Source organism: Nocardia niigatensis NBRC 100131, assembly GCF_000308655.1.
GTDB lineage: Bacteria > Actinomycetota > Actinomycetes > Mycobacteriales > Mycobacteriaceae > Nocardia > Nocardia niigatensis.
Genome location: NZ_BAGC01000100.1, coordinates 1 through 7,930, shown reverse-complemented (window position 1 = coordinate 7,930; position 7,930 = coordinate 1). Strand labels below are relative to the sequence as shown.

General features: G+C 67.3%; 13 protein-coding genes and 1 pseudogene. 10 read left to right on the top strand and 4 right to left on the bottom strand.

Annotation, left to right across the window (positions count from 1 at the left end):
* The first annotated feature begins 56 nt into the window (after positions 1-56).
* Together ON33_RS31070 and ON33_RS31065 are read left to right on the top strand one after the other, a co-directional pair.
* The gene (locus ON33_RS31070) at positions 57-374 is read left to right on the top strand and encodes a putative quinol monooxygenase (RefSeq protein WP_040862709.1); all 318 of its coding nucleotides are present in this window, start codon (positions 57-59) and stop codon (positions 372-374) included.
* 78 nt (positions 375-452) lie between these two features.
* The gene (locus ON33_RS31065) at positions 453-764 is read left to right on the top strand and encodes an EthD family reductase (RefSeq protein WP_040862708.1); all 312 of its coding nucleotides are present in this window, start codon (positions 453-455) and stop codon (positions 762-764) included.
* Between the two features lie 166 nt (positions 765-930).
* Here ON33_RS31065 and ON33_RS43650 read toward each other — a convergent pair.
* Positions 931-1,219: pseudogene (locus tag ON33_RS43650) on the bottom strand (low molecular weight phosphatase family protein); the annotation flags it as partial.
* Between the two features lie 261 nt (positions 1,220-1,480).
* A complete protein-coding gene (locus ON33_RS31060) occupies positions 1,481-1,792 on the bottom strand; it encodes a MerR family transcriptional regulator (protein ID WP_040862707.1) in 312 nt (103 codons plus the stop codon).
* A 151-nt stretch (positions 1,793-1,943) separates the two neighbouring features.
* Between ON33_RS31060 and ON33_RS31055 the strand changes: the two genes are divergently transcribed.
* The 6 genes from ON33_RS31055 to ON33_RS41790 all read left to right on the top strand — a co-directional run bounded on the left by ON33_RS31055 (position 1,944) and on the right by ON33_RS41790 (position 4,465).
* On the top strand, positions 1,944-2,378 hold the full coding sequence (locus ON33_RS31055) for an Hsp20/alpha crystallin family protein (protein WP_040862706.1): 435 nt from the start codon (positions 1,944-1,946) through the stop codon (positions 2,376-2,378).
* A 38-nt stretch (positions 2,379-2,416) separates the two neighbouring features.
* Positions 2,417-2,680: a hypothetical protein gene (locus tag ON33_RS31050; protein WP_040862705.1), complete on the top strand. Its 264-nt coding sequence runs from the start codon at positions 2,417-2,419 to the stop codon at positions 2,678-2,680.
* Between the two features lie 358 nt (positions 2,681-3,038).
* Complete coding sequence (locus ON33_RS31045; RefSeq protein ID WP_040862704.1) at positions 3,039-3,302, top strand: Rv3202a family protein; 264 nt, start codon at positions 3,039-3,041, stop codon at positions 3,300-3,302.
* A gap of 327 nt (positions 3,303-3,629) precedes the next feature.
* Positions 3,630-3,818 carry a hypothetical protein gene (locus ON33_RS31040; RefSeq protein ID WP_040862703.1) on the top strand — a complete coding sequence of 63 codons (189 nt, stop codon included), beginning with the start codon at positions 3,630-3,632 and terminating at the stop codon, positions 3,816-3,818.
* A gap of 58 nt (positions 3,819-3,876) precedes the next feature.
* Positions 3,877-4,236 (top strand): cold-shock protein, encoded by a 360-nt coding sequence (locus tag ON33_RS39140; protein WP_063711102.1) that lies wholly within the window; start codon positions 3,877-3,879, stop codon positions 4,234-4,236.
* 37 nt (positions 4,237-4,273) lie between these two features.
* A complete protein-coding gene (locus ON33_RS41790) occupies positions 4,274-4,465 on the top strand; it encodes a hypothetical protein (RefSeq protein ID WP_157184798.1) in 192 nt (63 codons plus the stop codon).
* Positions 4,466-4,662: 197 nt separating this feature from the next.
* On the opposite strand, the gene ON33_RS31030 is transcribed toward ON33_RS41790, so the two are convergent.
* Positions 4,663-5,031, bottom strand: a complete 369-nt coding sequence (locus ON33_RS31030; RefSeq protein ID WP_040862702.1) for a hypothetical protein — start codon at positions 5,029-5,031, stop codon at positions 4,663-4,665.
* Between the two features lie 409 nt (positions 5,032-5,440).
* Between ON33_RS31030 and ON33_RS31025 the strand changes: the two genes are divergently transcribed.
* Together ON33_RS31025 and ON33_RS31020 are read left to right on the top strand one after the other, a co-directional pair.
* On the top strand, positions 5,441-6,430 hold the full coding sequence (locus tag ON33_RS31025; RefSeq protein WP_083869423.1) for a M48 family metalloprotease: 990 nt from the start codon (positions 5,441-5,443) through the stop codon (positions 6,428-6,430).
* Positions 6,417-6,848, top strand: coding sequence for a hypothetical protein (locus tag ON33_RS31020; RefSeq protein ID WP_157184797.1), 432 nt, complete (start codon positions 6,417-6,419; stop codon positions 6,846-6,848). Before ON33_RS31025 ends, ON33_RS31020 begins: the two co-directional genes overlap by 14 nt.
* Here ON33_RS31020 and ON33_RS31015 read toward each other — a convergent pair.
* Positions 6,823-7,930 (bottom strand): wax ester/triacylglycerol synthase domain-containing protein (locus ON33_RS31015; RefSeq protein ID WP_051153155.1); only part of this gene is annotated, 1,108 nt, incomplete at its 5' end. The genes ON33_RS31020 and ON33_RS31015 overlap by 26 nt on opposite strands.

Sequence of the window (7,930 nt, the reverse complement as noted above, 5' to 3'; positions counted from 1 at the left end):
AGTCTATCCCGTCCCGGTCTTTCCCTCGACCACACATCAAGCCCTAACCTGCGCATATGACGATTCAACTGACCGCGGTACCGGACATCGCACTCACACACACCGCCGATTTCGAGTCCGCCATCACCGCTCTCGCGAAGGCCGCGGCCACCGAGCCCGGTGTGCTCGACTACGGATTCTGGCGCGACCCGACCCGCCCGGGCCGCTACCTGATCCGCGAACGCTACGCGGATCAGGCAGCGGTCGACACCCACATGGCCCTCCCTGACGTCGCAGCCTTCATCGGCCACCTCCCGCGCTGGCTGGCCACCGACTCCTACGCACTCCTCGAAACCACCTCCGTCCTCACCCGAATCCCGATGTCCCGCACCTAGCGATGCGGGAGGCAGTCATGCATAAGTTGGTGGTCCTGTATTCCAAGCCCGCCGACCCCGATCTGGACGGAGGTCGTCATGCATAAGTTGGTGGTCCTATATTCCGAGCCCGCCGACCCTGACCACTTCCGCGACTACTACGTGACCAAGCACCTTCCACTGGTCATGAATTGGCCCGGCCTACTTGCGTGGCGATACAGCTTCGACGTGGCGGCGACCAAGGGAGAAGCGCCGTATTTCGCGGTCTTCGAAGGCGACTTCGCCGACGCCGCCGCCATGGCCGCGGCGCGGGCGTCGCAGCACGGCCAGCGGGTGGCCGCCGATGTCGCCAACTACGCCACCGGCGGTGCGGTCATCATCCACTATCCGGTGCAGGACGGCACCGGCTGAGGCAGGACGGTACGCTCCGGGACGCGTTCGGTCGGCCGTTGCGGCCAGGTCCGGCTATCGGCGGAACGCCGTTCGCGGTTGCCGGTTCGTTGAGCGTCAAAGGTGGGCCGATGTCCTGGCCGGATGTCACGGTGGTTGATGCGTGCGTGCGGCGCGACGGCCGGGGTCATCGGGGATCGAGTCCGAGTTCGGTGAGCAGGTCGCGGATGTGGGCTTCGATCTGGTCGCGGATGGGGCGGACCGCGTCGATGCCTTGTCCGCGGGGTCGTCGAGTTTCCAGTCGCGGTAGGAGATTCCGGGGAAGTAGGGCAGGTGTCGCCGCAGCCCATGGTGACCACGATGGTCGAGGTGTCGGCGGTGAGGATTTTCGGGTCTGTCCGGTGATGTCGATGCCGACCTCGGCCACGGCTGCGACTGCGGGGGTTTATGGTGTCGGCGGGTGCGGTGACGGCCGCAGCAGCGACCGCACGCCGCTCCGCGTCCGTCGCCGCCGGGTCGTCGTCGGTGACGGCCGTGGGGCTGACCGCCCCGAAAATCCATCGAGGTTCGGCGTCGATCCTGCTCAGCGGCGATATATCGCTGACCTTCCGAGGCTTGACTTTGCCGTGCGCACGGTACGTGCTGCAGGTCGCGGTCTTCTTGCGACGGTGCAGCCGTATCTCCCGGATGCGGGCCGGCTGGCAACGCGGCATCGGGTGTTCGACGGAAACGGTCGATCAGCGGTGGTCGCGCAGGCGGTCGCGTTCGGCGGTCAGGGCGGTGTTGGCGTCTTCGAGGTCGAGGATGCGCGCGATACCGGCCAGGTTGATGCCTTGGCCGGTCAGGGCGGTGATGCGGGCCAGGCGGGCGAGGTCGGCGCCGCTGTAGCGGCGGGTGCCGCCGGCGCTTCGGGTGGGGTTGATCAGTCCGTGCTGCTCGTAGAGGCGCAGGGTCTGCACGCCGACCCCGGCCAGTTCGGCGGCCACCGAGATCGCATACACCGCCTGCCCCGCCGGCGGCAGATGGCTGGGGGGCTGGTGTCCGAGCATCGTGGTGTTTTCCTGGTCCTTCTCGCTCATCGATTACCGCCTACAGATTATCTAGCTCACGCTCTTGCACTCTACTGTCTCAAGTGCTAAATAATATCTCTGTCAGATGACAGAGGTTATCTGAGTCCTCTTCGATCGAGAATGGAGTGAGTTGGAGGTGGCGACCATGCTGATGCGTACCGATCCCTTCCGTGACCTGGATCGTTTGACGCAGCAGGTCTTCGGCACACCGGCGCGGCCGGTGGTGATGCCGATGGACGCCTGGCGCGACGGCGACGAGTTCTTCGTGGAGTTCGATCTGCCCGGTATCGACCCCGATTCGCTGGACCTGGATGTCGAACGCAATGTGGTCACCGTGAAGGCCTCACGCCCGGAACTGGATCCGGGCCGGTCGATGATCGCCGCGGAACGCACCCGCGGAGTGTTTTCCCGCCAGCTGTTTCTGGGCGAGAACCTCGACACCGACGCGATTCGCGCCGACTACAGAGACGGCGTGCTGCGGTTGAGTATCCCGATCGCGGAGAAGGCCAAACCACGCAAGATCGAGGTCACCCGCGCCGAAGACCGTCAGGCCATCAACGCCTGACCCGCGGCCTGACGCACATGCCACAGGCAGGTCCGATCATGGCTGCGGTGACCGGCACCCGCGCCGAGCAGATCTCCTGGCTCGACGAGCGTCTGCTCGCGCTGGATCCCGACCTCGAGCAGTTGTTCGCCGAGGTCGACGACATCCTCCGCGGTGTGCTGCCCCGACCCCCGCGACCGGGACCGGCACCCGATCCCCGGCTGTGCCGGCGCGTCGCCCGGGGATCGGGCGCCGGTCCGGGCGGCCGGATTCCCGAGCCGGTCGCCCCGGGTGGGCGCGGCCCGCCCCCACCCGCAGGGTGAGTTGCGATTCGATGATCGGCGCTTTCAGGAGGTGATGCCCGTTCCACAACAGCAGCGACAACCGGTTCGCGTGCGCGCCGGGGTCACATCGACCCCCGAGCCTGCACCCTGATGAGCACCTGCCACCGTTCCCGGATTCGGCGACGGTGCGTGCAGAGCCTTTCGACAGGCATCGCAGGCAGGACCGAGCAGATCCCGGTCCACACGCGATCGGCACACATGTCCATCAGATTCTCTTCCGTCAGACTCTTCCGTCCACGGGTGGGTCCGGTCAGCCAGTGTCTTCCGGGCCCACCCGGCCCCTTCGTTGTTGTTCACCGCCCGTATCGACGCGTTCTGCACAGGGAGGACAACTGTCATGGTTGACATCACGACCGTTTTCCCGGCCGGTACCGACGGCGACCACGCCGAGCAGGCCCGCCTGGTCCGCGAGGCCGACCACGACCTCGGCGTGGACACCACCGCCCTGCATCCGCTGGCCGAACAGATCCGCGCCGCCTTCGACACCGCCACGGTGGCCGACCTCATCGACCAGAACACCATCACCCCGCGCCCCCGCGAGCACGCCTGGCTCGACGGCGGCTACCCCGACGACGACTGGGACGACCCACCGGTCCTGTGACCCGCTCGCCGGCCCGGCGCCGATCCCGGTCCAGCCTGCGCCGGGCACTGTTGTCCTATCCGACATTCGACCCGTGCACACCACTACCGATGTCCTCGCACACCGTTCACTCGATTCTGACCGTGCTGGCCTGCACCCCGATCCTGGTGCACCTGGCGACCATCACCGGCGGCACCCTCGCCCTGGCCGACGCCCTGCGACCACACCACCACCACCGGGTTCCGGCGCCCGCGCCCGCCCGCCGGAACCCGGGAGCACCCGATCCCGGCCATGCGAGAGCAGCCGCCCCCGCACCAGCGCGGAAACCCGAAGCCTGGAGAGCCGACCATGTCCCAGAAACCACAGATAACCCGCAAATCACACCAGCCGCTCGCGCTGGGAGAGATCCACGTGCGCTGGTCACCGCAGCAGGACGCCTACCTCGCCTGGTCCGACGCCCACCCCGGCCACACCGCCACCAACCCCTGGTCCTCGCTGGCCGCGGTCGACGAACTCCTGGAAACGATCACGACATAACCCACCCGCCCAGCCGAACCGACACCATCGTCGGCGACCACAGCCTGGAGCACGCCCGATGACCACCCCCACGAAAACCACCACCACCACTTCGCCGGCCGACCCCACCCACACCGACACCGAAATGCCGCGCTGGCGCGCGGCACGCGTGGACTGGTTCGACACCGCGAAAGGCTTCGGCTTCCTCGCCCCCGCCCGCGGGCCCGCGGTGTTCGTCGACTACCACGTGATCGAAGTCCCCGGCTACAAAACCCTCACCCCCGGCCAACCGGTCATCTACACCGCCACCGACACCAACCGCGGACCCGAAGCCACCCGCGTCATCCCCTACCCCGCAGCCAGCGCCGGCGCCGACCACCGCCCGCGCCGAGCACAGCCACGATGGCGGCGGACCCGCTGCCAAGCCCGCGCCGCCTGACCGACCAACCGATCGACAACCCCTCTGGGAAGTTCTCATGGCCCCCACCACCGACACCGCCCCTGCCTCGACCACCAACGAATCCGACACCCCCGTCGTGTACTGGCCCGAACCCAGCCACCTACGCCCCTGGTGGGAGACGGTCATGGGCCCAGCCATGCCCGCCCCGCCCGCAGCACCCCGATCCCCCGACCCGACTGCGGAATTGGTTCTCGCCCAAGAAGACTGACACCACGTACTGCACGATCGGGAATCCGGCAGCTGGTTGAGCAAATGACCGAATGACTCGATCGCGCGGTGTGCGGGGCGATTCTCGTTGCCTACACCCGACGCTGGGGATACCGCCGCACCGAGATCGACCGCATAGCGCGGACGATCACGATGCGGACTCCTCGGCGGTGCGCGCTCGGGGCGATATCGTCCGGATCAGGACCCGTTGGGAGCCGGGCGACGGCTGCTGTTGTCGACCGTGGCGCTGAGGTAGTCGATGCCCGTCACACTGTTCCAGTCCATGGTTCCGTGGTGGCGTAACAACCACTCATCCGGGCATGAGGCACTGACATGTTGGGTGGAGTGGCTGTTGACCAAGAACGAGATCTCGTGTGGGCCAACGGTGCCCGTGCACTGCACCCGGGCCTGCACGCGGTAGACGTCGTCGGTGTCGTTGCGGCAACTGCGATCGTTGCACGACACCCCTTCGGCCAGGTCCGTGGCGTTCGCCGCCGGGGCGAGCGCGCCAGCCGCAGCGGCGATCAGAGCGGCAGTACCCAGACCGACCAGCAACCGTTGAGCCATGCGTGTAACTCCTTATCGACAGTGTCCCGACCCGGGATTCAGCTTGTCGCGCAGAGGGTTTGGCGCGCATCGGGGTGAACCCGGAATTCGTCCGCTCAGGCACCCTGATTCGCGGTGAGTGCCGCGGCGAAGATCGGAGAAAACGCACCCGGCTGCTACCGTTTCCGGCCCGTTCCGTGGAATTGGTTCCCGCCCAAGAGGATTGACACCTTGGTTTCCCGGTGATCGGGCCCGCATCTGTCGGCGGTCCGGCTCATACTGCGAGGAGCTGGTGGGGTTGGGCGCAGGGAGGGATCGTGGCCCTGCCCATTCGAACTGGGGGCTACGCGGCCGCTCGGCCGGTTCGTATCGTGAAGTGATCGCGAGCGCTAGGACACAGCGCCTCACCCGCACGGAGAGCTGATCCGCCATGTCTCTCGAATCCCCCTCGGCCACACCAGAATACCGGTTCGGCGGCCTCTCGCTTCTCGAGGCGAGACTGCTACCACTCATCCGCCTACTGGTAGTGCTGCCCTGGGCCGCGGCGACCTTGGTCATTCTCCGGAGTCTCGCGGTGTGGGTCGGCCTGTGGGCGGCCATCGCCGTCGGGGTCATACGCTGCGCGGCCTGGTTGTTCATGCGTCTGCTCTGCCGGGTACTGCCGGATGACGAAAGTCGTCGGCGCTCGGCTGCACGACACCACGACGAGGCGGTGTATCCGCGGAAGTACGAGGAGCCCCTCGCGGCGTTGATCGCGGCTCGGCACGATGTGCTGCGCGCGGCGGGCATGCCCGAATCCCGTCTGCGACTGATGGTGCGGGAAGAATCCCAAACACGCGGGATGCCCGCCCACGCCCAACCGCATCGCCTGGTCGTGGTATCGGTATCCGCGGTCCGTGAGCTGCCCCCGGTCGAGTTGCGGGCTGTGGTCGCGCATGAGCTCGGGCATCATGTGATCGGCGGCTGGCTTCTGCGGGCAATCGAAATACTGTGCGCGACACCGGCCCTCAAACTCTTCGGCGGCCCGACGAAACTACTGATCGAAACGTTGCCCCGGCGGGATCGATGGACCGTGTACCACGCCCTCGTCCTGTTGATCGCCTATCCGATCCCCTTCGCCACCCTGGTAGCGCTGATGCTCCCGGCCGTCGATGTCCGCGTCGCCGTCGCCCTGGCCGTACTCTGCGTCCTGCAACTGTTTCCGATGATGTGGCTCAACTGGCGTCAGGAATACCTGTGCGACCGAGTGGCCGTCGACCTGGGTTATGGCCCCGCGCTCCGCGACACCCTGCTGTCGCTTGCCCGAAGACACGATCCGCATTTCACGCTGACCCACCCTTCCGCCGCGGCCCGCATCGCCAGGATCAACCTGCGCATAGGACGCGGGAACTTGCGTGGCGCCACGATTGGTCGACCATGAGGTTCGGCGACGCCAGATCATCCTGGACCCCTGGGACGTGATCGGCGGTCTCTACGGACGTGCCTGGCGGCTGGGACTGCTCGACGAGATCTTGGCGATGTGGCGTATGGATCAGGTCTGGTTCCACATCCGAGGACTGCAGGAAGACCACAGCCGCGGCGTGAGGATTCTGTGGACGGCCATGGGCTTGAAGGAATTCGACGCCGATGACCATCCATCACCGGGCATTCCCACCAGAGCAGAAGCTGTGCTCGCCGAGGCTGCCCGGCCACTCCGTGAGCAGTTGCTGAACGTTGTGCGGGTTTCGCGCTCTCTCCCCCAACACACTGGAATCGGTCTAGAAGCGGACATTCTGCACCGCACCAGGTTCCGGCCGCTGACGCCGGGATCGATCACCGGGGTGACCGACGCGGCGTGACCGGTGCGTCAGGCGTCGGTACCGACTCCGTGGCACCGGCCCGACCGCCCGTCTCAGACCCCAGGATCGGTTGCGCGAGGTCATCGAGTGCATCGCGCACCCCGCGGGCGAACACCTCCACGTCCGGGCAGCTGTCCTGGTCAGCGGCGACAGTGAAGTTGAGCTGGCCGGCGTACGACAGGGCGGCGACGACAAGTGTCAGGTTGCCCATGGGCGGCAGCACGGGGAACACCTCCAGCAGCGGCGCGCCGGCGAGATACAGCCGCATCGGCGGACCCGGGACGTTGCTCACGACCAGGTTCACTGACCGCTGCCGCGGAAACAGCTGGTACCAGATGCGCTGGCCGGCAACGAATCTGAAGATCCCGCTGCCTGCCTCGGGGCGAGCCCTGCCTCTCCGTGCGCTTGTCTCCGCGGCGATCAACGTCAGCCGGCACAACGAGTCCGGCTCACCGATCGGCAGCGGCACCATCATCCATCCGGGCGTGTTGCCTTGCGCTTCCCCGGGCCGCGCTTCGTGGTGGGAGATGGTCACCATCGCGCGCTGGACGAGCCCGTGGACATCCTCGCCGCGGCTTGCCAGCAGCTGGCGCAGGCCACCGGCAACCGCGGTCAGCACCACGTCGTTGACCGTGGCGTGATGGACATGGGCGACGAGCTTGATGGCGTCGAGGCGGCCGCGGACAATGGTCAGTCGGCGCTCGCGGCCTACGGGGTGGTTGAGGCTGGTTCGTGGGGCAGGCTTTTCGGTGAGCACCTCCCGCCAGGCCGGCAACGCGCGGCGCGCAAGGCGCAGTGTTCTGCTCGGATGGACAAGGCCCGACCACCCAATCCCCAGTTCGTGCCGGCGGCGTCGCAGGTTGTCGCGGAGCAGTTCACCGGTGGACGGGGTGGGCGTCGGCGTCCACGGCGGTGCACCATCGACGGGCGCGTCGGCGGTCCGGTCGAGCAGCGCCCCGAAGGCGGCCATCGCGGCCGGGCCATCCGCGAGGACGTGATGCAGCTTCAAGAACGCGCCGACCCGTTGGTCCGGCAGGCCGGGCAGCAGCCACAGCTCCCACAGCGGCCGGGCGGGATCGAAC

Coding starts and splice junctions, on each gene's coding strand:
- ON33_RS31070 (WP_040862709.1), top strand. CDS start 57: ATGACGATTCAACTGACCGCGGTACCGGACATCGCACTCACACACACC.
- ON33_RS31065 (WP_040862708.1), top strand. CDS start 453: ATGCATAAGTTGGTGGTCCTATATTCCGAGCCCGCCGACCCTGACCAC.
- ON33_RS31060 (WP_040862707.1), bottom strand. CDS start 1,792: ATGCTCGGACACCAGCCCCCCAGCCATCTGCCGCCGGCGGGGCAGGCG.
- ON33_RS31050 (WP_040862705.1), top strand. CDS start 2,417: ATGGCTGCGGTGACCGGCACCCGCGCCGAGCAGATCTCCTGGCTCGAC.
- ON33_RS31045 (WP_040862704.1), top strand. CDS start 3,039: ATGGTTGACATCACGACCGTTTTCCCGGCCGGTACCGACGGCGACCAC.
- ON33_RS31040 (WP_040862703.1), top strand. CDS start 3,630: ATGTCCCAGAAACCACAGATAACCCGCAAATCACACCAGCCGCTCGCG.
- ON33_RS39140 (WP_063711102.1), top strand. CDS start 3,877: ATGACCACCCCCACGAAAACCACCACCACCACTTCGCCGGCCGACCCC.
- ON33_RS41790 (WP_157184798.1), top strand. CDS start 4,274: ATGGCCCCCACCACCGACACCGCCCCTGCCTCGACCACCAACGAATCC.
- ON33_RS31030 (WP_040862702.1), bottom strand. CDS start 5,031: ATGGCTCAACGGTTGCTGGTCGGTCTGGGTACTGCCGCTCTGATCGCC.
- ON33_RS31025 (WP_083869423.1), top strand. CDS start 5,441: ATGTCTCTCGAATCCCCCTCGGCCACACCAGAATACCGGTTCGGCGGC.